The organism is Streptomyces sp. NPDC127595, assembly GCF_042671685.1.
Lineage (GTDB): Bacteria > Actinomycetota > Actinomycetes > Streptomycetales > Streptomycetaceae > Streptomyces.
On sequence record NZ_JBHXWK010000012.1, the window covers coordinates 257,842 to 279,218 of the forward strand.

At 70.4% G+C, this 21,377-nt stretch carries 17 protein-coding genes and 1 pseudogene; 12 read left to right on the top strand and 6 right to left on the bottom strand.

Annotated elements, in window-relative coordinates:
* The first annotated feature begins 255 nt into the window (after positions 1-255).
* Entirely contained in the window at positions 256-1,092 is an 837-nt protein-coding gene (locus ACFVKT_RS32670; RefSeq protein ID WP_385738241.1) for a hypothetical protein, read from the top strand.
* 83 nt (positions 1,093-1,175) lie between these two features.
* Here ACFVKT_RS32670 and disA read toward each other — a convergent pair whose 3' ends face one another.
* Positions 1,176-2,300, bottom strand: a complete 1,125-nt coding sequence (gene disA / locus ACFVKT_RS32675; RefSeq protein WP_385738243.1) for a DNA integrity scanning diadenylate cyclase DisA — start codon at positions 2,298-2,300, stop codon at positions 1,176-1,178.
* A gap of 71 nt (positions 2,301-2,371) precedes the next feature.
* Positions 2,372-3,781, bottom strand: a complete 1,410-nt coding sequence (gene radA / locus ACFVKT_RS32680) for a DNA repair protein RadA (protein ID WP_385738245.1) — start codon at positions 3,779-3,781, stop codon at positions 2,372-2,374.
* Positions 3,782-4,055: 274 nt separating this feature from the next.
* Between radA and ACFVKT_RS32685 the strand changes: the two genes are divergently transcribed.
* Positions 4,056-5,951 carry a hypothetical protein gene (locus ACFVKT_RS32685; protein ID WP_385738247.1) on the top strand — a complete coding sequence of 632 codons (1,896 nt, stop codon included), beginning with the start codon at positions 4,056-4,058 and terminating at the stop codon, positions 5,949-5,951.
* Between the two features lie 53 nt (positions 5,952-6,004).
* Here ACFVKT_RS32685 and ACFVKT_RS32690 read toward each other — a convergent pair whose 3' ends face one another.
* Positions 6,005-6,844 carry a hypothetical protein gene (locus ACFVKT_RS32690; protein ID WP_385738249.1) on the bottom strand — a complete coding sequence of 280 codons (840 nt, stop codon included), beginning with the start codon at positions 6,842-6,844 and terminating at the stop codon, positions 6,005-6,007.
* Between the two features lie 125 nt (positions 6,845-6,969).
* Between ACFVKT_RS32690 and ACFVKT_RS32695 the strand changes: the two genes are divergently transcribed.
* The 4 genes from ACFVKT_RS32695 (at position 6,970) to ilvD (ending at position 11,753) form a co-directional block, all read left to right on the top strand.
* Positions 6,970-7,902, top strand: coding sequence for a Ppx/GppA family phosphatase (locus ACFVKT_RS32695; RefSeq protein WP_385738251.1), 933 nt, complete (start codon positions 6,970-6,972; stop codon positions 7,900-7,902).
* A gap of 311 nt (positions 7,903-8,213) precedes the next feature.
* Complete coding sequence (locus ACFVKT_RS32700) at positions 8,214-9,038, top strand: sugar phosphate isomerase/epimerase family protein (RefSeq protein WP_385738253.1); 825 nt, start codon at positions 8,214-8,216, stop codon at positions 9,036-9,038.
* The gene (locus tag ACFVKT_RS32705; RefSeq protein ID WP_385738255.1) at positions 9,035-9,667 is read left to right on the top strand and encodes a TetR family transcriptional regulator; all 633 of its coding nucleotides are present in this window, start codon (positions 9,035-9,037) and stop codon (positions 9,665-9,667) included. Before ACFVKT_RS32700 ends, ACFVKT_RS32705 begins: the two co-directional genes overlap by 4 nt.
* A 232-nt stretch (positions 9,668-9,899) precedes the next feature.
* Positions 9,900-11,753 (top strand): dihydroxy-acid dehydratase, encoded by a 1,854-nt coding sequence (ilvD, locus tag ACFVKT_RS32710; RefSeq protein ID WP_385738257.1) that lies wholly within the window; start codon positions 9,900-9,902, stop codon positions 11,751-11,753.
* Positions 11,754-11,929: 176 nt separating this feature from the next.
* Here the strand turns inward: ilvD and ACFVKT_RS32715 are convergent, their stop codons facing one another.
* The gene (locus ACFVKT_RS32715; protein WP_385738259.1) at positions 11,930-14,035 is read right to left on the bottom strand and encodes a serine/threonine-protein kinase; all 2,106 of its coding nucleotides are present in this window, start codon (positions 14,033-14,035) and stop codon (positions 11,930-11,932) included.
* Positions 14,036-14,217: 182 nt separating this feature from the next.
* Here ACFVKT_RS32715 and ACFVKT_RS32720 point away from each other — a divergent pair, with 182 nt between their 5' ends.
* The 3 genes from ACFVKT_RS32720 (at position 14,218) to ACFVKT_RS32730 (ending at position 16,074) form a co-directional block, all read left to right on the top strand.
* Positions 14,218-14,541, top strand: coding sequence for an SH3 domain-containing protein (locus ACFVKT_RS32720; RefSeq protein WP_385738261.1), 324 nt, complete (start codon positions 14,218-14,220; stop codon positions 14,539-14,541).
* A gap of 48 nt (positions 14,542-14,589) precedes the next feature.
* Positions 14,590-15,078: an EamA/RhaT family transporter gene (locus ACFVKT_RS32725; protein WP_385738263.1), complete on the top strand. Its 489-nt coding sequence runs from the start codon at positions 14,590-14,592 to the stop codon at positions 15,076-15,078.
* A 213-nt stretch (positions 15,079-15,291) separates the two neighbouring features.
* The gene (locus ACFVKT_RS32730) at positions 15,292-16,074 is read left to right on the top strand and encodes a class I SAM-dependent methyltransferase (protein ID WP_385738265.1); all 783 of its coding nucleotides are present in this window, start codon (positions 15,292-15,294) and stop codon (positions 16,072-16,074) included.
* On the opposite strand, the pseudogene ACFVKT_RS32735 reads toward ACFVKT_RS32730, so the two are convergent.
* A pseudogene (locus ACFVKT_RS32735) lies at positions 16,038-16,788 on the bottom strand (SulP family inorganic anion transporter); the annotation flags it as partial. The gene ACFVKT_RS32730 and the pseudogene ACFVKT_RS32735 sit on opposite strands and share 37 nt — an antisense overlap.
* A gap of 209 nt (positions 16,789-16,997) precedes the next feature.
* Between ACFVKT_RS32735 and ACFVKT_RS32740 the strand changes: the two are divergent.
* The 3 genes from ACFVKT_RS32740 (at position 16,998) to proC (ending at position 19,602) form a co-directional block, all read left to right on the top strand.
* The gene (locus ACFVKT_RS32740) at positions 16,998-17,888 is read left to right on the top strand and encodes an ABC transporter ATP-binding protein (protein WP_385738267.1); all 891 of its coding nucleotides are present in this window, start codon (positions 16,998-17,000) and stop codon (positions 17,886-17,888) included.
* On the top strand, positions 17,885-18,694 hold the full coding sequence (locus tag ACFVKT_RS32745; RefSeq protein ID WP_385738269.1) for an ABC transporter permease: 810 nt from the start codon (positions 17,885-17,887) through the stop codon (positions 18,692-18,694). Before ACFVKT_RS32740 ends, ACFVKT_RS32745 begins: the two co-directional genes overlap by 4 nt.
* 98 nt (positions 18,695-18,792) lie before the next feature.
* On the top strand, positions 18,793-19,602 hold the full coding sequence (proC, locus tag ACFVKT_RS32750; RefSeq protein ID WP_385738271.1) for a pyrroline-5-carboxylate reductase: 810 nt from the start codon (positions 18,793-18,795) through the stop codon (positions 19,600-19,602).
* 124 nt (positions 19,603-19,726) lie between these two features.
* Here the strand turns inward: proC and trpS are convergent, their stop codons facing one another.
* On the bottom strand, positions 19,727-20,725 hold the full coding sequence (gene trpS, locus ACFVKT_RS32755) for a tryptophan--tRNA ligase (RefSeq protein ID WP_385738273.1): 999 nt from the start codon (positions 20,723-20,725) through the stop codon (positions 19,727-19,729).
* Positions 20,726-21,377: the final 652 nt, after the last annotated feature.

The following is a 21,377-nucleotide window of genomic DNA, read 5'->3' on the forward strand; positions in this document are numbered from 1 at the left end:
GCCCCCACCCGTTTCCGTCGGCCGGGGCTAGAGATCTTTTAGCCCGTCCGGCGTTTGAGGACGAGCGCGTTCAGCGCGAAGGGGGGTCTGGGGGCGCAGCCCCCAGGAACAAGGGACGGGTAGGGGCGGAGGGGGCGAAAAAGCCCAACCCCGGTGCCCCGTAAGCACATAGCCCGGAATGATGATCCGGAAAAGTTGACCCAGGGCGGCGGGTGGGGGCAAGCACCGACGCGGATCTCTCGTACAGTTTGCGCCGTGGGATCACTGCGCAATCCGGTCGGGCCGCTTCCCTCCACCATCTACTGGCGTCGGAGGGCCGTTCTGCTGTCCCTGCTCGCCCTGTTGGCGCTGCTGATCGTGTGGGTGATCGGCTCCGGCGGCGGAGGCGGGTCGAACAACGGGGACGGATCCAACGGCAAGAACCCGGTGCCCTCGACGATCACTCCCGGGCCGTCCGGCTCAGGTCCCGCGATCAGTGAAAACCCGGGCGGGCGCGACGAGTCGACGGCCGGCACGGGTGGCAGCGGTTCGGACGACGGATCCGACGACGGGTCGGGTTCGGGCTCCGGCGCAGGGTCCACCGCCGGTTCCGGGGACTCAAGTGGGAGCGACGGTACGGGTACTGGAACCGACGACGGCTCCAACGGCTCCGGAGGATCGGCCGATCAGCTTCCGGCCGGTTCCACTCTCCCCAACTGCACCGCGAGCGCGGTCAAGTTGACGCTGAGCAGCGTGCGCAACAGCTACGCGCCCGGCGAGAAGCCCACGTTCGAGCTGACCGCGACGAACTCCTCCGGCAGCGACTGCAAGGTCGACCTCGGCCCGAAGGGTGCCGTCGTGACGATCACCCAGGCCGGCAGCGACGACGACATCTGGTCCTCCGGCGACTGCCCGACGGGTTCCGCCAGTCTCCTCTTCCGCGTCACCGCCAACGGACAGGTGACCCGCACGGTGGAGTGGGACCGCAAGGCCAGCGCCCCCGAGTGCGCCACGCCGCCCGCGATTTCGGCGACCGCCGGCACGTACCTGGTGGAGGTCCAGGTGCCGGGACTGACGAAGGCGCAGACGTCGTTCGTGCTCTCCAAGGACTGAAAGCGGAGGGCAGACGGAGCTGAGACACCTGAGGGGGCGGGCGCAGCCCCCTGAGCAGCCGACCGGTACCGGTCGGCCACCTCTCAGACGTACCGCTCCAGAATCGACGACTCCGCCAGTCGCGAAAGCCCTTCCCGGACACTGCGCGCCCGCGCCTCGCCCACCCCGTCGACCGTCTGAAGGTCGTCGACGCTGGCGGCGAGAAGCTTCTGCAGGCCGCCGAAGTGCTCCACCAGGCGGTCGATGATCGCGCCGGGCAGGCGGGGCACCTTGGCGAGCAGGCGGTAGCCGCGCGGGGAGACGGCGGAGTCCAGCGCCTCGGGGGAGCCGGTGTAGCCCAACGCCCGTGCCACGGTGGAGAGTTCGAGCAGCTCGGCGTGGCTGAGCGCGTTGAGCTCGAAGAGGGCCTCGTCGACCGTGCGGGAGCGCTTGGCGGTCGGCTCGGGCACGTAGTCCCGTACGACGAGTTCGCGCTCGGGCTCGACGCCGGCGATCAACTCGTCGAGCTGGAGGGCGAGAAGGCGCCCGTCGGTGCCCAGCTCCACCACGTACTCGGCGATCTCGGTGGCGATCCGGCGCACCATCTCCAGCCGCTGGGCCACCGCCGAGACATCGCGGACCGTGACCAGGTCCTCGATCTCCAGGGCAGACAGGGTGCCCGCGACCTCGTCGAGACGGAGTTTGTAGCGCTCCAGGGTCGCGAGGGCCTGGTTGGCGCGGGAGAGGATCGCCGCGGAGTCCTCCAGGACGCGGCGCTGGCCGTCCACGTAGAGGGCGATCAGGCGCATCGACTGGGAGACCGAGACGACCGTGAAGTCGACCTGCTTGCTCACCCGGTCCGCGGTGCGGTGCCGGGTGCCGGTCTCCTCCGTGGGGATCATCGGGTCGGGCACCAGCTGGACGCCCGCCCGCAGGATCTTGGTGATGTCCTTGTCGATCACGATGCCGCCGTCGAGCTTGCACAGCTCGCGCAGCCGCGTCGCGGTGAACTCGACGTCCAGCACGAAGCCGCCGGTGCACATCGCCTCGACGGTCTTGTCGGACCCGAGCACGATGAGTCCGCCCGTGTTGCCGCGGAGGATCCGCTCGAGTCCGTCGCGCAGTGCCGTGCCGGGTGCCACGGCGCTCAGGGCGGCGCGCATCAGGCCATCGGCACCGGAGCTCCCACCGGACTTTCCGGGAGCTGCTGCCCGGTCGTTGGCTGCCACTGCACTCCTCGGGTCGCGGGGGGTTTCCGGTCGCCCTTGGTTCGTACGGATGGGCGAGACCAGGGCAAAGTCTACCGGCGCTCTTCCTCCTCCCGTGGGGCCTCTCGACGACGCGACCTCGGCAGGACGCTCAGCGCGGCCCCCATGTCGGCGACTTCCAGGACCTTCATACCGGGAGGGATCTTGCCCGGGTCGCTCGGCACGAGCGCGTGCGTGAAGCCCAGCCGGTGGGCTTCCGCGAGTCGGCGCTGCACGCCCGTGACCCGTCTGACCTCGCCCGCGAGGCCCACTTCACCGATCGCCACGAGGTTCTTGGGGAGCGGGGTGTCGCTCGCGGCGGAGGCGAGGGCGAGCGCGATCGCGAGGTCCGCGGCGGGCTCGGAGAGCTTCACGCCGCCGACCGTCGCCGAGTAGATGTCCCGCTTCCCGAGGGCGGTGATCCGGCCGCGCTGCTCCAGGACGGCGAGCATCATCGAGACGCGGGAGGTCTCCAGACCGGAGGTCGTACGACGCGGGGAGGGGATCTGCGAGTCGACCGTGAGCGCCTGCACCTCGGCGACCAAGGGGCGGCGGCCCTCCAGAGTGACCGTCAGACAGGTGCCGGGAACCGCCTCGGCGCGACGGGTCAGGAAGAGGCCGCTGGGGTCGGCGAGGCCCGTGATGCCCTCGTCGTGCAGCTCGAAACAGCCGACCTCGTCCGTCGTCCCGTAACGGTTCTTGACTCCTCGGACGAGCCTGAGGCGCGCGTGCCGGTCGCCCTCGAAGCTCAGGACGACGTCCACGAGGTGTTCGAGGAGGCGGGGGCCCGCGATCGCGCCGTCCTTGGTGACATGGCCGACCAGGAGGGTGGACATGCCGCGCTCCTTGGAGACCCGGATGAGCGCCCCGGCGACCTCCCTGACCTGGGCCATACCGCCCGGTGCTCCGTCGATCTCCGGGGAGGCGACGGTCTGTACGGAGTCCAGGATGAGCAGGGACGGCTTCACCGCGTCCAAGTGACCGAGAACGGCGGCCAGATCGGTCTCGGCGGCGAGATACAGGTGGTCGTCGATCGCCTTGATGCGGTCGGCGCGGAGCCGCACCTGGCCGGCCGACTCCTCGCCGGTCACATACAGCGTGCGGTGTTCGTCGCTCGCCGCCTTCGCCGCCACGTCAAGGAGCAGCGTGGACTTGCCGACGCCCGGCTCACCCGCGATGAGGACGACCGCGCCGGGGACGAGACCGCCGCCGAGGACGCGGTCCAGCTCGGGGACACCGGTGCTGCGGGCGGTGGCCTGGCGGCCGTCGACCTGGCCGATGGGCACCGCGGACGTGGTGACCCGGCCCGGTGTCGTCGTCCGGACGGCGGGCGCGCCGTACTCCTCGACCGTCCCCCACGCCTGGCACTCGGAGCAACGGCCGAGCCACTTGGCCGTCTGCCAGCCGCACTCGGTGCAGCGGTAGGACGGACGGTCCTTCGCGGATTTCGTACGGGCAGCCATGCACCGAACCGTAGCCGAGCCCACCGACACCGCGGCCGGCGCTGTGCACAGGAGTACCCGGAGGCTTCCCGGGTCCTCATCCGCCTCTCGCCCGGCGCGTGCCTGATACCTGCCCGGCACGCGCCCCCGTATGGCATTGCCATCGCCCGCCGTGACGGCGTAGGCCACGGAATCGGAGGTGCCTGTCCCCTAATGAGGGATCGTTTCACCCGTACGGATTAAATGTGCTCAAGGAGGAGGAAGGGGCCACCGATTGGCACCTACGGTCGCACGGGTGATGAGCAGCAGTCCGGAGACCTCCACGCACACCACCGGCGCACACCGGGCGCACGGAGACGCGCGCAAGCGGGGGGCCGCGCCCCGGGGCGCGTCGACCCGCACCACCATGGCTCAGCGCCCACCCGCGCGCTATGAGCCCTACCTGGACGGCCTGTTCACCTACTGCCTGTCCGTCCTGTGCGACCACGACGCGGCGACCGCCGCCCTGGGTGACGTTCTCGCCCTGGCCGAACGCCGGGGCACGCGCGCTCCGGCGGCCGCGGACGACCGCAGGGCCTGGCTGTACGCGCTGGCCCGCTGGGCCTGTCTGCGCAAACTCGCCGAGACGCGGCGCAGGCGCCAGGCGGCGCACGCCTCCGGCCGGGGGCGCGCAAGCCATAAGGGCGCCCCGAAGAGCGACCCCAAGTCCGCGCGCAGGACGGCGCAGGAGACGGCGTACACGCCGGCGGACAAGGACGCCGCGGACCGGCGCGCGGCGGCAGCCCTGAGCGCCCCCGGGTCCGGGTCCGTGGCCGGATCCGCCTCAGCTTCCGTGTCCGGCTCCCCCTCCGTGTCCGAAGAGACCCAGGCACAGCGCCACCGTGAACTCGCCCTGCTGGCCTGGCCGGAGGCCGCCGGCACCACACCGGAGCAGCGTGAGGCGCTCGAACTCGCCGTACGCCACCAGCTCGCCGCCCACGAGGTCGCCGCCGTCCTCGGGATGGATCTCGCCTCCACGCGCGAACTGCTCGGCTCCGCCGCCTGCGAGGTCGAGCGCACCCGCGCCGCGCTCGCCGTCGTGGAGACCGGCAGCTGCCCGAGCGTCGCCCGCCTCACCGGCGACCACCAGCTCGTGCTCGGCACCGCCCTGCGCCGGGAGCTGGTCCGGCATGTCGACGACTGCCCGCGCTGCCGCCGTACCGCCGAGCGCGCGGTCGCAGGATCCTGGCCCGGCACCAGCGTCACGCCCGCCGCGCTTCCCGTCCTTGAGGCCCCCCGCGCGGCCCTGCACGTCGCGATGGCGCACGTCCCACGCGCGCGGGGCGGCGCTCCGCGCTTCGACCGGCGCGGTTTCCCGATGGACCCCAAGGACCGTGCCGCACGAAGGGACCGGCTACGCGCGCGTGCCGTGACGACGACCGTCGTCGCCACCGTCGTCGCCGCCCCCGTGCTCGCCCTCTGGGCGGCCTACCGGGGCGCGCCCCTCACCGGCGAGGGCGCGGACGGCCGCTCGATCACCGCGACCGAGGAGCAGGGCGACAACGAACTCGACGGCATCGGCGGCGACGGCTCGGGCGGCTACGAGAACGCGGGCAACGCCAGTACCGAACCTGACAGTCCGTTCACCAAGGGCAGCCAGTCGCCCGACGTCTCCGTGGAGGTCATCAGCGCCCCCGGGAGCAGCCGGTCACCAGGCGCGGGACAGCTCTCCGTGGAGGCCGGCAACAGCGGCGACACGACGCTCATCACGCTGAGGGCGTCCGGGAGTTCACCGGTTCACTGGTCCGCGTACACCGGTGCCCACTGGCTCTATCTGAGCCAGTCCGCGGGAACCCTCGAACCCGGCGAGTCGTTGACGATCAAGGTGTACGTCGATCATCTGCGCGAGCCGGTGGGCCCCTGGACCGCGCGGGTGTCGATCGCACCGGCAGGAGCCCAGGTCACGATCGGGGGATTCGGGAACGCACGCCCCACCCACCCCGGCCCGCGCCCCAGCGACCCGACCCCGTCCGACCCCGACCCCACTCCGAGCGACCCGGGCCCGTCCGACCCGGATCCCACGCCCAGCGACCCGACTCCGTCCGAACCCCCGTCCACGCCCACGCCGAGCCCCACGGACCCGACGCCTTCCGATCCGGAGGGCTCGACCCCGCCGCCCGACAACAGCGGCGACCCGAGCCCGTCCTCGTAACCGTCAGGTCCCGGAGTACCTCAGTGGACGTAACCGTCAGGTCCCGGAGTACCTCAGTGGACCGGGTCGGCCGGATGCGGAGCCAGCAGGGGCAGCTGCGAGGCCAGCCTCTCCTCGCAGAGCTCGACCAGCCGGTCGTACCCCTCCTTGCCCATCAGCTCGACGAGCTCGGGGCGGTACGAGACGTACACCGGGTCGCCCGCGCCATGCGCCGACGTCGCCGACGTGCACCACCAGTGCAGGTCGTGGCCGCCCGGACCCCAGCCGCGCCGGTCGTACTCACCGATGGACACCTGGAGCACCCGAGTGTCGTCGGGCCGGTCGATCCACTCGTACGTCCGCCGCACGGGCAGCTGCCAGCAGACGTCCGGCTTGGTCTCCAGCGGCTCGCGGCCCTCCTTCACGGCGAGGATGTGCAGCGAGCAGCCCGCACCGCCCGCGAAGCCGGGGCGGTTCTGGAAGATGCAGGACCCCTTGTACGGGCGGGTCTGGCGTTCGCCGTCGTCGTCCTCCGAGACCCAGCCGGTCTTCGTCCCCACGCCGTGGTGCTGCCAGAGGTCCGGGGTGAGCCTCGCCACATGGCCGGCCACCCGTTTCTCGTCGTCCTCGTCCGAGAAGTGGGCCCCCAGGGTGCAGCAGCCGTCGTCGGCGCGGCCCGCCTGGATGCCCTGGCAGCCGCTTCCGAAGATGCAGTTCCAGCGAGAGGTCAGCCATGTCAGATCGCACCGGAAGACCTGCTCGCCGTCGGCGGGATCCGGAAACTCCACCCACGCGCGAGCGAAGTCGAGCCCCTTCTCGTCCCTCCTGTCCGGAGACTTCGTGGACTTGGTGGCCTTCGCCTGCGAAGAACCCTTGGCCGATTTGTCGGGCTTCGCCTTTTTCGTCTTTGGCACCCGTCCAGGGTAAGTCGCGCGGGCCCGCTCCGGGGACGCCCCACCCGCCGTCCGACCACCGCCTTTCATCGAGGCTGTCCGCCCCGCCCCACTCGAAGGGCCGGACTCGCAGTAGCGTTCCGTATATGAGACTCGGTGTCCTCGATGTGGGTTCGAACACGGTGCATCTGCTGGTGGTGGACGCACACCCCGGCGCACGGCCGCTGCCCGCGCATTCGCACAAGGCCGATTTGCGGCTCGCTCAACTGCTCGACGCGAGCGGTGCGATCGACCCCGAAGGCGTCGACAAACTGATCGAGACGGTCAGGGTCGCGCTGGAGTCCGCCGAGGACAAGGGCGTCGAGGCCCTGCTGCCGTTCGCGACCTCCGCCGTGCGCGAGGCCAGCAACGCCGACGACGTACTCGCCCGGGTCCAGGCCGAGACCGGCGTCGAACTCCAGGTCCTGACCGGTGCGGAAGAGGCCCGGCTCACCTTCCTCGCGGCCCGCCGCTGGTTCGGCTGGTCGGCGGGCAAGCTGCTCGTCCTCGACATCGGCGGCGGCTCACTGGAGATCGGCTACGGCATAGACGAGGAGCCGGACGCCGCGGTGTCGCTGCCGCTGGGCGCCGGCCGGCTGACCGCGGCCTGGCTGCCGAACGACCCCGCCGATCCCGCCGACGTCAGGGCGCTGCGCCGTCATGTGCGGGCCGAGATCGCCCGTACGGTCGGGGAGTTCAGCCGTATCGGGGCCCCCGACCACGTGGTCGCCACATCCAAGACCTTCCGGCAGCTCGCCCGTATCGCCGGCGCCGCACGCTCCGCCGACGGCCTGTACGTCCAGCGCGAGCTCAAGCGCCGGTCCCTCCAGGACTGGGTCCCGCGCCTCGCCGCCATGACCGCCGAGGAGCGCGCCGAACTCCCCGGCGTCTCCGAGGGCCGCGCGAGCCAGCTCCTCGCGGGGGCCCTGGTCGCCGAGGCGGCCATGGACCTCTTCGGCGTGGAAACCCTCGAAATCTGCCCCTGGGCCCTCCGAGAGGGCGTGATCCTCCGCCGCCTCGACCAAATGGCATCGGAGTAGACCATCTGCCCGGGCGAGCGCCCGGCCAGAGGCGCGGGAAACTGCGCGCTCAGCCACATACGACGTGTCAGCCGCGTACGGGCGGTTCCCGCAACGGCGATCAGGTGAGGGTCCGGGAGCGGGCGGCGCCCGGCCAGGGGCGCGGGGAACTGCGCGCTCAGCCACACACGACGTGTCAGTCGCCTACGGGCAGACCCCAACGGCGATCAGGCGCAGAGGCCAGGGGTGGAGGGCTGGGGGTCACCGGCAGCCCCCAGCCAAACCCCACCACCCCCGCCAAACCGCCGGAGGCAACCCGTACGCTGTCCCTCGTGGCAGAACCAGTTGTGCGCATCCCGGATGCGAAGGTCGCGCTGTCCACGGCGTCCGTGTATCCGGAGTCGACGGCGACGGCCTTCGAGATCGCCGCGCGCCTCGGGTACGACGGCGTCGAGATCATGGTGTGGACCGACCCGGTGAGCCAGGACGTCGAGGCGCTGCGCAGACTCAGCGACTACCACCAGGTCCCGATCCTCGCTGTGCACGCCCCCTGCCTGCTGATCACGCAGCGCGTGTGGTCCACCGACCCGTGGGTCAAACTCCAGCGCGCACAGGCGGCGGCCGAGAAGCTCGGTGCCGGCACCGTCGTCGTACACCCGCCCTTCCGCTGGCAGCGCCAGTACGCCGCTGACTTCGTCACCGGGATCTGGCGGATGGCGAACGAGACGGACGTACGGTTCGCCGTCGAGAACATGTACCCCTGGCGTTACCGCGATCGCGAGATGCTCGCGTACGCACCCGACTGGGACGTGACGAAGGAGGACTACCGTCACTTCACGATCGACCTCAGTCACACGGCTACGGCCCGCACCGACGCCCTGCAGATGATCGACCGCATGGGCGACCGCCTCGGCCACGTGCACCTCGCCGACGGCAACGGATCCAACAAGGACGAGCACCTCGTGCCGGGCCGCGGCACCCAGCCCTGCGCCGAGCTGCTCGAACGCCTCGCGTTCACCGGCTTCGACGGCCACGTCGTCATCGAGGTCAACACCCGCCGCGCCATGTCCAGCGCCGAGCGCGAGGCCGACCTGGCCGAGGCGCTGGCCTTCACCAGGCTCCACCTCGCCTCCCCGATGAAGGTGCCGCGCCGGTGACGGACGCCGCCCCGCACGACGCGGCCGCCCCCCGCCGCCGGGGACGCCCCTCCCGTACGCAGACGGAGGCGGCCCCCGCGACCCGCGACAGCATTCTCGAAGCGGCCCGCGAGGAGTTCTCCGAGCGGGGTTACGAGAAGACGTCGGTACGCGGTATCGCCAAGGCCGCGGGCGTCGACTCGGCGCTCGTGCACCACTACTTCGGTACCAAGGAACAGGTCTTCGAGGCGGCCATCGAGGTCGTCCTCGCACCCGCCCTCGCCGCGTCGACCGAGCTCGGGGACGGCCCGCTCGACGGCGTCGGCGAGCGCATGACCCGCTTCATCTTCGGCGTCTGGGAGAACCCGACGACCCGTACGCCGCTGCTCGCGATCGTCCGCTCCGCCTTCAACAACGAGGTCGCGGCCGCCATCTTCCGCCGCCTCATCGCCACCCAACTGCTGCGCCGTGTCGCCCAGCAGGTCGACCTGCCGGACGCCGAACTCCGCGCCGAACTCGCGGCCGCGCAGCTGGTGGGGATCGCGATGCTGCGGTACGTGATCAAGGTCGAGCCACTGGCCTCGGCGGACGCGGAGTGGATCATCGAGCGGGTGGCGCCGGTGGTGCAGGGGCATCTCACGGCTCCCTGACAGGGGACGTAAGCGTCTTCGTAAACGCTTACGCGCATGATTGATCCGCCCCCGCCCCCGCCCCCGCCCCCGCCCCGCCCCTCCCCGATGACCGTCGGCCGAGACGCTCGTCCCGCATACCGGACACCCTGTCCAGCCCTTGGAGCACCGGCGTACGCTCGAATCAGTCACGACCAGCAGTCACGACTGCCGGCCCGTACGAGCCGGTATCCCTCCGAAGGAGCGAGCGACGATGCCCGAGCTGAGGTCCCGCACAGTCACCCACGGCCGCAACATGGCGGGCGCACGCGCCCTTATGCGCGCCTCCGGTGTACCGGGCGCGGACATCGGCCGTAAGCCGATCATCGCGGTCGCCAACTCCTTCACGGAGTTCGTGCCGGGTCACACCCACCTCCAGCCGGTCGGCCGGATCGTGAGCGAGGCCATCACCGCGGCCGGAGGCATCGCGCGCGAGTTCAACACCATCGCGGTCGACGACGGCATCGCGATGGGCCACGGCGGCATGCTGTACTCGCTGCCCTCCCGCGACCTGATCGCGGACAGCGTCGAGTACATGGTGGAGGCCCACTGCGCCGACGCCCTGATCTGCATCTCGAACTGCGACAAGATCACCCCCGGCATGCTGATGGCGGCCCTGCGCCTGAACATCCCGACGGTCTTCGTCTCCGGCGGCCCGATGGAGTCCGGCCGCGCGACGCTGGTCGACGGCACGGTCCGCACCCTCGACCTGGTCGACGCGATCTCCGACGCCGTGAACGACAAGATCTCGGACGAGGACATCCTCCGTATCGAGGAGAACGCCTGTCCGACCTGCGGCTCCTGCTCCGGCATGTTCACGGCCAACTCCATGAACTGCCTGACCGAGGCCATCGGCCTGTCCCTCCCGGGCAACGGCTCGGTCCTCGCCACCCACACGGCGCGCAAGGGCCTGTACGAGGACGCGGCCCGCACGGTCGTCGACATCACGCGCCGGTACTACGACCAGGACGACGAGTCGGTCCTGCCCCGCAACATCGCCACCATCGCGGCCTTCGAGAACGCCATGGCGCTCGACATCGCGATGGGCGGCTCCACGAACACGATCCTGCACCTGCTGGCCGCCGCCCAGGAAGCGGGCGTCCCCTTCGGCCTGGACGAGATCAACGAGGTCTCGCGCCGCGTGCCCTGCCTCGCCAAGGTCGCACCGAACGTCGCCAAGGACCGCACGTACTACATGGAGGACGTGCACCGCGCCGGCGGCATCCCGGCCCTCCTGGGCGAGCTGCACCGCGGCGGCCACCTGAACGAGGACGTGCACTCGGTCCACAGCCCGTCCCTCGCCGACTGGCTGAAGACGTGGGATGTGCGCGCCGGCTCCCCGTCCCCCGAGGCCCTCGAACTGTGGTACGCGGCCCCCGGCGGCGTCCGCTCCTCCGAGGCCTTCTCCCAGTCCGAGCGCTGGGAGGCCCTCGACGAGGACGCGGAGGGCGGCTGCATCCGCTCCGCAGAGCACGCGTACTCCAAGGACGGCGGCCTGGCCGTCCTCAAGGGCAACCTGGCCGTCGACGGCTGCGTCGTGAAGACCGCCGGAGTCGACGAGTCCATCTGGACCTTCGAGGGCCCCGCGGTCGTCTGCGAGTCCCAGGACGAGGCCGTCGACAAGATCCTCCGCAAGGAGATCACCCACGGCGATGTCGTCGTCATCCGCTATGAGGGCCCCAAGGGCGGCCCCGGCATGCAGGAGATGCTCTACCCGACCTCCTTCCTCAAGGGCCGGGGCCTCGGCAAGACCTGCGCCCTGGTCACCGACGGCCGCTTCTCCGGCGGCACCTCCGGCCTGTCCATCGGCCACGCCTCCCCGGAGGCGGCCTCCGGCGGCACGATCGCCCTGGTCAAGGACGGCGACCGCATCCGTATCGACATCCCCAGCCGTACGATCGAGCTCCTCGTCTCCGACGACGAGCTGGCCGCGCGCCGCGACGCCCTGAACGGCGTCTACGCCCCCGCCAACCGCGACCGCAAGGTGTCCGCCGCCCTCCGCGCCTACGCGGCGATGGCGACCAGCGCGGACAAGGGCGCGGTGCGGGACGTCTCCCTGCTGGGCTGAGGCTTGCACGCGGGGGCCGTTCCTTCGGGAGCGGCCTCTTTGCGTGTCAGCAGTGTGACGCGGGGACGGCTTCTTCGCGTGGGACAAGGGGACGGACTCTTGGGGTGGCACCAGTGGACACGGGTGCAGCCCCTTCGCGCATCACCAGTGGGACACGGGGGCGGACTCTCCGCTCGTCACCAGTGGGACGGGTCGCCCGCGTCCACGGCGAAGACGGTTCCGTCGGGGGCGGTGGCATAGACGCGGTCTTCGACGATCACGGGAGCCTGCAGCGCGAGCACGACGAACTCGGAGTCCGAGCCGAGCCGCGCACGCGTCTGCCCCGCGAGTTTCCCCGTACGGACATCCACCGCGAGCAGCCGCCCGTCGGCGGCGGTGAAGTACACGTGCCTGTCGTCGGCCACGGGCGCCGAGCCCTGGCTGACGGATGTCTCGAGCCGCCAGCGCAGCGCACGCGGCTCCATGTCGACGGCCACCAGCCCGCCACCGGTGGCCAGCAGATACACGGTGTTTCCGTGCACGGTGGCCTGCGCGGTGGGGAGTGACGTTTCGAGCGGTACGCGCTGTACCGCGAGGCTCTTCGGGTCGTACCGGACCAGCGCGTCGGTCTCGCCATAGCTGTCCACCGACATGAAGAACACCTTGCCGTCGTACGCGCCGACCGGCTTCAGTTCCCCCGCAAGGCGGGCGTCCCACCGCGCGTCACCGGTCTGCCGATCCACCCCGCTCACAAGCGTGTGGGTCCCGTCCACGGTCGTACTCGTGGCGTAGGCGAGTCCGTCGGCGCTGAACGCGGCAAAGGCCGGTTCGGTCTGGTCGCCGATCCTGCGACTCCAGACCTGCTTGCCCGACGAGGCGTCCATCCCGACGACCGTTCCGTCGGCGCGCGTGAGCAGCACCATGCCGCCCGCGTACTGCACTCGCCCGTACGCGGAGATGTCCATCGTCCAGCGCGTCGCACCGGAGTCGGGGTCGAGGGCCACCAGCCGCTGACCGTCGCTCGTGACGGCCTGCACCAGCCCGCCCTCCGCGACCGGTGGGCCGTCCGGGGTGTCCCGATCGGCAAGGGTGTGCCGCCAGAGCACCGTTCCGTCGGCCGGGTCGAGGGCGGAGAACAGCCCCGCCAGGGCACAGAGCAACTTCCCTCCGCCGTACGAGCATTGCGGCATCCCACGGCTTCCGGAGCTGGGCTTGGTGTGCCAGCCGTCGAACGCTACCGGCGCGGACAGTGTGCCGCTTTCCGCGGGCGCGCCGCCGCTGCCGTCGAGAAGCTGACCCGAGGCGAACGTCCCGCCCGCGGCGAGGAGAAGAGCCCCGGCCGCCAGGATCACCCCATTGCGGAGGCGCCCCACGGCTCTGCCGGGCGGTGGATCGTTCGCCCAGACAATGTCCTCCTCCGGCTGCGGATCACGACTGGGCCGCTGGGCCGGAATGAACGCCTGGGTGTCGTACGAGGCCGCCACCGACCGCAGTTCCCGCATCAACTCGTCAGGAGTGGGCCGGTCGTCGGGCTCCTTGGCGAGACAGCGCAGCACCAGCGGAGCAAGATTGTCCGGTACGTCGGTCAAGTCCGGCTCGTCATGCACGACTTGATAGGCGACGACGTACGGGCTGTCGGAGTCGAACGGCCCGCGCCCGGTGGCGGCGTGCACCATCACCGAGCCGAGCGCGAAGATGTCGGCGGCCGGTCCCACCTCGCGCGGCCGCCGGAACTGCTCGGGTGCCATGAACGGCGGTGTGCCGATCAACTTGCCCGTCTCGGTGCGCAGTTCGCTGTCTTTTGGCCGGGAAATGCCGAAGTCGATGACCTTCGGGCCGTCCTCGGCGAGCAGGACGTTGCTCGGCTTCAGGTCCCGGTGCACGACGCCCACGCGATGTATGTCGCGCAAGGCCTCGGCGAGCCCGGCCATCAGTCGGCGCAACTCCCCGGCGGGCATGGACCCGTTCCGCTTCACCTGGTCGGCGAGGGTGGGACCCGGGATGAACAGCGTGGCCATCCAAGGGCGTTCGGCCTCGGGATCGGCATCGACTACGGACGCGGTGAAAGCACCGCTCACCCGTCGAGCCGCCGCCACCTCCTGCCGGAAACGCCCCCGGAACTCGGGGTCCATGGCATACCGGGCGTGCACGACCTTCACCGCCACCCGCATCCCCGACGTACTGCGGGCGAGATGCACGACGCCCATGCCGCCGGAGCCCAGGCGGGACTCCAACCGGTAGTGACCTGCGTACTCGGGAAGTTCCGCTTCCACGCCCGCTCCGTTGTTCCGCTGTGGCGCCATGGGACCCACCCCCGTGATGTTCCTTCGCGCGCGCGACGCACGGAGCCTAGTCGATGGTTCGTACGAAACGGAGGCGGCTTGCTAGCCTCCGAGTGCGAGAAACGTACGTGTGTGCATGGCCTGATTCAGGGGAATCAAAGGGGTCCCATGGCAGCCATGGGGTCCAACGGGGGAGGTTTTTTATGTCTGTTGACCGTGTTGAGGAAATCGAGGGCGGCGGCGAGGAAGCGGTCGCGACCCAGGCCGAGACGGCGGCTCTGCGGTACTACCCGGTCGCACCGGGCGTCAGGCTCAACGTCCGCAGCGGCCCGGGTACCACCTACCGCATCGTCCGCGTCCTGTCCGAGGGCGCCCACGTCCCGATCTTCTGCCAGAAGCCGGGTGAGTCGGTCACCGGCCCGTACGGCACGTCGAACATCTGGGACGGCATAGCCGTCAGCGAGTACGTCTCGGACGCCTACGTCCAGACGGGCAGCGACGGCTACGTGGCCCCGCGCTGCGCCTGACCGACCACCGCCAGGGCCCCGCGGCCGAGCCGGAGCGATAATCGACGCGTGAGCGACGACAGCACCGGCACCCCCGCGGGGCCCCAGCCCGAACCCCTTCGATTTTTCGGCACGACCTGGGTGGACCACACCGACGGCTATGCGGTCCGCCGAGCCGGCGTCGCCGTCGGCTCCCTGGCCGCCGCGGTGGCCGCCTGCTTCGTGCTCCGCTTCGCCTACCAGGGCCTGGAGATCGCGGACGTGGGCAAGGCGGTGAACATCCTGGTCGTCGTGATGTTCGCGGCGTGCAGCGCCCTCGCGTTCCGGCACACCTCAGCCGCATACACCAAACGCCCCGACCCCGACCGCCAGGCCTCCCTCCGAGGCCTCCTCACGATCGGCTTCATCGGCTCCCTCCTCGCCTACTTCCTCCGCTCCCTCACCGAGGCCCCGGGCGAGAAACTCCACCGCGAGGAGTACGAGACGGCCCGCGAACAGTACGAACGCCGCAGCAAGCGCCGCACGGGAAACCCCTCGAAGAAGCGCCGCAACTCCTAGCCGGTGATCTTCAGCCCGGGCCGGGGTTGATCTTTCAGCCCGTACGGCGTTTGAGGACGAGCGCGTTCAGCGCGATGTGGGGGTCTGGGGCGGCAGCCCCCAGGAAGCAAGGGACGGGTAAGGGCGGAGGGGGCGAAAACCCCTCCAGTCACCCACGCCCAACTCTCACCAAACCGCCCGCCCCCAAGGCCCCACCCCCGCCATCATGACCATATGGCGACCCACTCCCACACCACCCGAGCCCACTCCTTCAACACAGCCGCAGCCCAGTACGCCGCGAACCGCCCTTCCTATCCCCCCACCCTCTTCGACGCGATCGAAGACCTCGCGCACCGCCCCCTCACCGGAGCGACGGTCGTGGACGTAGGCGCCGGCACCGGCATCGCGACCGCCCGCCTCAAGGCAAGGGGCGCGCACGTGCTGGCCATCGAACCCGGCGAGGGCATGGCGGCCGAGTTCCGCCGCACGCTCCCCGACACCCCCGTCGTCCGGGGCAACGGCAACGCTCTCCCCCTCGCCACCGCCTCCGCGGACTTCGTCACCTACGCCCAGGCCTGGCACTGGACCGACCCGGCCCAGGCCATCCCGGAGGCGTTCCGCGTCCTGCGCCCGGACGGCGGCGCGCTCGCCCTCTGGTGGAACACCGAAGCCCTGGACATCCCCTGGATCGCGGAGGCGGCCGACCGGGTCGAGCGCTTCCTCGGCCTCGACGCGGTCGTGAAGAAGAACGGCAGCGGTGCCGCCGCCGCAGCCACCCTCACCACCACCCCGGTCGGCACCCTGAACGTCGACCGCGACCAGGTCCGCTGGAGCCGCCGAGTCCCCCTCGACACCCACCTCGCCAACATCGGCAGCCACTCGGCCTTCCTGGTCCTCGGTGAGGAGGGCACGAACGCCTTCCTCACCGAAGAGCGCGCCCACCTGCTCGGCATCTTCCCGGACGGCGTGGTCGAGGAGGTCTACGACGTCGAACTGATCGTCGCCACGCGTTCGTGACCCCGCCCGGCGGCCCACCCCTCAAGGGCCGCCGCACACGCGTGATCCAGGTGCCGCAGCCCACCCAGCTCCAGCCGTACGTCCCGGTCGTGCGGCAGCGCCTCCAAGGCGTCGAGCAGCTTCGGCAGCCGTAGAAACGTCGCATGCCCGACCACCCGTACGACCATCCCCGCGTCCCCCCCCCCGGTCCACGGTCTCCACATGCACATGGCTGATGTCCCAGGCGGCCTTGGCGACGGCAAGGGCAAGCCCACGATGACCCCTTCGAACAGATTCCCGGCCACGATCGCCACCGCCGTCACGACAAGCACCACCAGCTCCCCGCGATGCTCGCGCCACAGCGGCCCCAACTCCCGTGCAGGCACCAGCTTGCAGCCCGCGTGCACCAACAGCCCCGCCAGCGCGGCCACCGGAATCACCCCGAGCACCCCCGGCAGCAGGGCCGTGAACATCAGCAACCACACCCCGTGCAGCACCCGGGACACCTTCGTCCGCGCCCCGGCCCTCACATTCGCCGCACTCCGCACGATCACCGCGGTCTGGCAGTGCCCTGAGGAGGCTGCAGACGGCGTTCCCGGCGCCCTGCGCGATCAGCTCCCGGTCGTAGTCGGCCCGCGGCCCCCGATGCAGCCGGTCCACCGCCGCCGCGCTGAACAGCGACTCGGCCGAGGCGATCAGCGCGAACGCAAACACCGTCCCGATCACGCCCACTTCCCTGAAATTCACTGAAATCCATTGTCAGGAAGGGGAGTTGGGCACGTACCCCTCTCGCGTAACCACCGCGTGAACGCGGAAGCGCACCACCCCGGACCGCCCCCTTCCGATCACGCCCCCGCGCGCCTGCGCCGTCGGATGCGACGGGGCTTTAGCCCGACCTGGTGCCGGGCTTGACGACCCCACCCCGCAGGAGCAATATTCATCACATGATGAATATTGCTTCAAGGTCACCCGACACGCCAGAGCCGCCAGCCCCCACCAGGCAGCCCGCCGTCCGCGCCGAAGCCCTCACCGTCGTACGCGGCACCCGCACCGTCCTGCGCGGACTCGACTTCGCCGTACCGCGCGGCCAGATCACCGGGCTGCTCGGCCCCTCCGGCTGCGGCAAGTCGACCCTGATGCGCGCGACCGTCGGCACCCAGGCCAAGGTCACCGGCACCCTCGAAGTCCTCGGCCGCCCCGCGGGCGACGCCGCACTCCGCTCCCGCATCGGCTACGTCACCCAAGCCCCCTCCGTCTACGACGACCTGACCATCCGCCAGAACCTCGACTACTTCGCCGCGATCCTCGACCCCGGCCGCGCAGGCGCCGAGCGCCGCCACGCCAACGTCACCCAGGCCATCGCCGACGTCGACCTCACCTCCCACGCGGACTCCCTCGCCGGCAACCTCTCCGGCGGCCAGCGCAACCGCGTCTCCCTCGCCGTCGCCCTCCTCGGCACCCCCGAACTCCTGGTCCTCGACGAACCGACCGTCGGCCTCGACCCCGTCCTGCGCCGCGACCTCTGGAACCTCTTCCACGCCATCGCCGCCGAACGCGAGGCCACCCTGCTCGTCTCCTCCCACGTCATGGACGAGGCCGAGCGCTGCCACCGACTCCTCCTGATGCGCGAGGGCGAGATCCTCGCCGACGACACCCCGGACGCCCTGCGCGAGCGCACCGGCTCCGACACCGTCGAAGCCGCCTTCCTCCACCTGGTCGACGAGGCGAACGCGACGGCCAACCGGCCCACACCCGGCCAGAGATCCGACAACGCCTCCCGTTCCAGCAACGAGTCACCCTCCGGCGACCACCCCCGCAAGGAGACCGTCCGATGAGCACGACGACCACGCCCACCACCGCACCCCGGCCCGCCGGTGCCCACGCCGGCCAACGCCCGAGCGCCATCAACTTCTCCCGCACCACCGCCACCGCCGCCCGCGTCCTGGGCCAGCTCCGCCACGACCCACGGACCATCGCGCTGCTGATCCTCGTCCCGTGCCTGATGCTCGTACTGCTCCGCTACGTCTTCGACGGCAGCCCGCGCACCTTCGACTCCATCGGCGCCTCCCTCCTCGGGATCTTCCCGCTGATCACGATGTTCCTCGTCACCTCCATCGCCACCCTGCGCGAACGCACGTCAGGCACCCTGGAACGCCTCCTCGCCATGCCCCTCGGCAAGGGCGACCTCATCGCCGGCTACGCCCTCGCCTTCGGAGCCCTCGCCATCATCCAGTCGGCCCTGGCCACCGGCCTGGCGGTCTGGTTCCTGGGCCTCGACGTCACCGGATCCCCCTGGCTGCTCCTCCTTGTCGCCCTCCTCGACGCCCTCCTCGGCACAGCCCTCGGCCTCTTCGTCTCGGCCTTCGCGGCCTCGGAATTCCAGGCGGTCCAGTTCATGCCGGCAGTGCTCTTCCCCCAACTCCTCCTCTGCGGCCTCTTCACCCCCCGCTCCAACATGCACCCCGTCCTCGAAGCCATCTCCAACGTCCTCCCCATGTCCTACGCCGTGGAGGGCATGAGCGAAGTCCTCAAACACACCGACATGACAGCCACCTTCGTCCGCGACGTCCTGATCGTCGCGGGCTGCGCCCTCCTGGTCCTGACCCTGGGCGCGGCAACCCTGCGACGCCGGACCGCGTAACCGGCGGCCCGTCCGCCCAACGGACAGCCCACCCCGTCCCGCACCCCCGGTGCGAGGATGGACACCGGACGACGCACCCCCCGGAGGGCACCCGCACCATGACCCAGAAAGTCGCAGTCCTCGGCACCGGCAAGATCGGCGAAGCCCTGCTCAGCGGAGTGATCCGGGCCGGCTGGCCCCTCGCCGACCTGCTGGTCACCGCCCGCCGCCCCGAGCGCGCCAAGGAACTCCAGGAGCGCCACGGAGTCACGGCGGTCACCAACGCCGAGGCAGCCAAGTCCGCGGACACCCTCATCCTCACGGTCAAGCCGCAGGACATGGGCACCCTCCTCGACGAACTCGCCCCGCACATCCCCGCCGACCGCCTGGTCATCAGCGGCGCGGCAGGCATCCCCACCTCCTTCATCGAGGAGCGCCTGGCCGCAGGCACTCCGGTCGTCCGCGTCATGACGAACACCCCCGCCCTCGTCGACGAGGCCATGTCCGTCATCTCCGCCGGCAGCCACGCCACCGCCGCACACCTCGCCCACGCCGAGGAGATCTTCGGCGCCGTCGGCAAGACGCTCCGCGTCCCCGAGTCCCAGCAGGACGCCTGCACCGCCCTCTCCGGCTCGGGACCGGCGTACTTCTTCTACCTCGTGGAGGCCATGACGGACGCGGGCATCCTGCTCGGCCTGCCCCGCGACAAGGCACACGAGCTCATCGTCCAGTCCGCGATCGGCGCCGCCGTGATGCTCCGCGACAGCGGGGAGCACCCCGTGAAGCTCCGCGAGAACGTCACGTCACCCGCGGGCACCACGATCAACGCCATCCGCGAACTGGAGAACCACGGTGTGCGCGCAGCCCTGATCGCCGCACTGGAGGCAGCCCGCGACCGCAGCCGCGAACTGGCCTCCGGCAACAGCTAGCGGACCCGGGGCCGGGCCCGCCCCCGGCCCCACCGCCCTCCAGCCGTGCCTTCCACCGTCCTGCAGCCCGCCGCAGGCAAACTGATCGCCCGATCAGCCCGCTGCCGGCAAACCGATGGCCCGATCAGCCCGCCGTCAGCAAACCGATCGCCTGATACGCCGCGTCCACTCTCGGCCGCGCCAACTCCCTGGCCTTCGCCGCCCCGTCCCGCAACACCCCCTCCACGTACGCAGGATCCGCGCACAACTCCTTGTGCCTTTCCTGTACGGGCCTGAGGAGCTCGACCACGGCCTCGGCGGTGTCCTTCTTCAAAGCTCCGTACGACTCATATACACCGCCCAAGGCCTCGGGGTTCCCACCCTCACAGGCGGCAAGAATCTCCAGCAGATTCGAGACCCCCGGCCGAGCCTCCCGGTCGTACGCGACGTCCTGCCCGCTGTCGGTCACGGCCCGCATGATCTTCTTCCGCACGGCCTCCGGCTCGTCGAGCAGATAGACGACCCCGGGCCCGACGTCATCGGTCTTCCCCATCTTCGACGTCGGCTCCTGCAGATTCATGACCCGCGCCGCAACCTCCGGACGCGTGGCCCGCGGCACCACGAACGTGTGCCCGTACCGCTGGTTGAACCGCGTGGCCAGATCCCGCGTCAGCTCCACATGCTGCGTCTGGTCATCACCCACCGGCACCTCATCGGTCCCGTACGCCAGGATGTCCGCCGCCATCAGCACGGGATACGTCAACAGCGCCAGCCGCACACTCCCACCGCGCTCCCGCTCCCGCGCGGCCTTCTCCTTGTACTGGATCATCCGCCGCATCTCCCCGTCGGTCGCGACGCACTCCAGCAGATACGACAGCCGTGCGTGCTCGTCCACATGACTCTGTACGAATACGGTGCACAGCTCCGGATCGAGCCCCGACGCCAGCAACAACGTCGCCGCCTGCCGACTGAGCCTGCGCACGCGCCCCGGATCGTGGTCCACGGTCAGCGCGTGCAGATCGACGATGCAGAACAGAGCATCGGCCCGGTGCTGATCGACATCAGCCCACCGCCGTACGGCCCCCAGATAGTTCCCCAGCGTCAGATGCCCGGTCGGCTTGACCCCACTGAAGATCCGCGTCATCTCTCCACCTCCTGGTCGAGGCCGCCGCACCCGCCGGCCGGCTCTCCAGGAGGGAGACACAAAAACGGCCGCCGAGGCGGCGGCCGTTGAGTACATACGTGAGTACGGCCGCCGTCAGGCGGCCCACCACTGCTGGGTGCACGTATGCGTAGTCATGGCTCCAGACTACGCCGCCGGCAGGCCGCCTGGAGCTGAGTTGACACACCTCCACCCCGTACGTAATGTTCTCCGGGCTGTCCGACGTGAGCGCCGACTCCGGTCGGTCCCCGGACAGTCATTCCGCAACAAGCACTCAACGAACGACGATCCGTCGTCGACTCGTTTTGCTGTGCGTTTGCGAAATGAGGAATCCACGTTCGAAAGGACGTCACCCCCGATTAGCTCGGGAGCCGAGATTCCGCTAACGTCTCACTCGTCAGAACGGCTCTGCAGCCGCGAAGACAAGCCCCCTGACTGGGAATCAGGCCCGAAAGGATCTGATAGAGTCGGAACCGCCGGAAAGGGAAACGCGAAAGCGGAAACCTGGAAAGCACCGAGGAAATCGGATCGGAAAACGGTCTGATAGAGTCGGAATCGCAAGACCGAAGGGAAACGCCCGGAGGAAAGCCTGAGAGAGTCTCTCGGGTGAGTACGAAGGAAGTGTCCGTTCCTT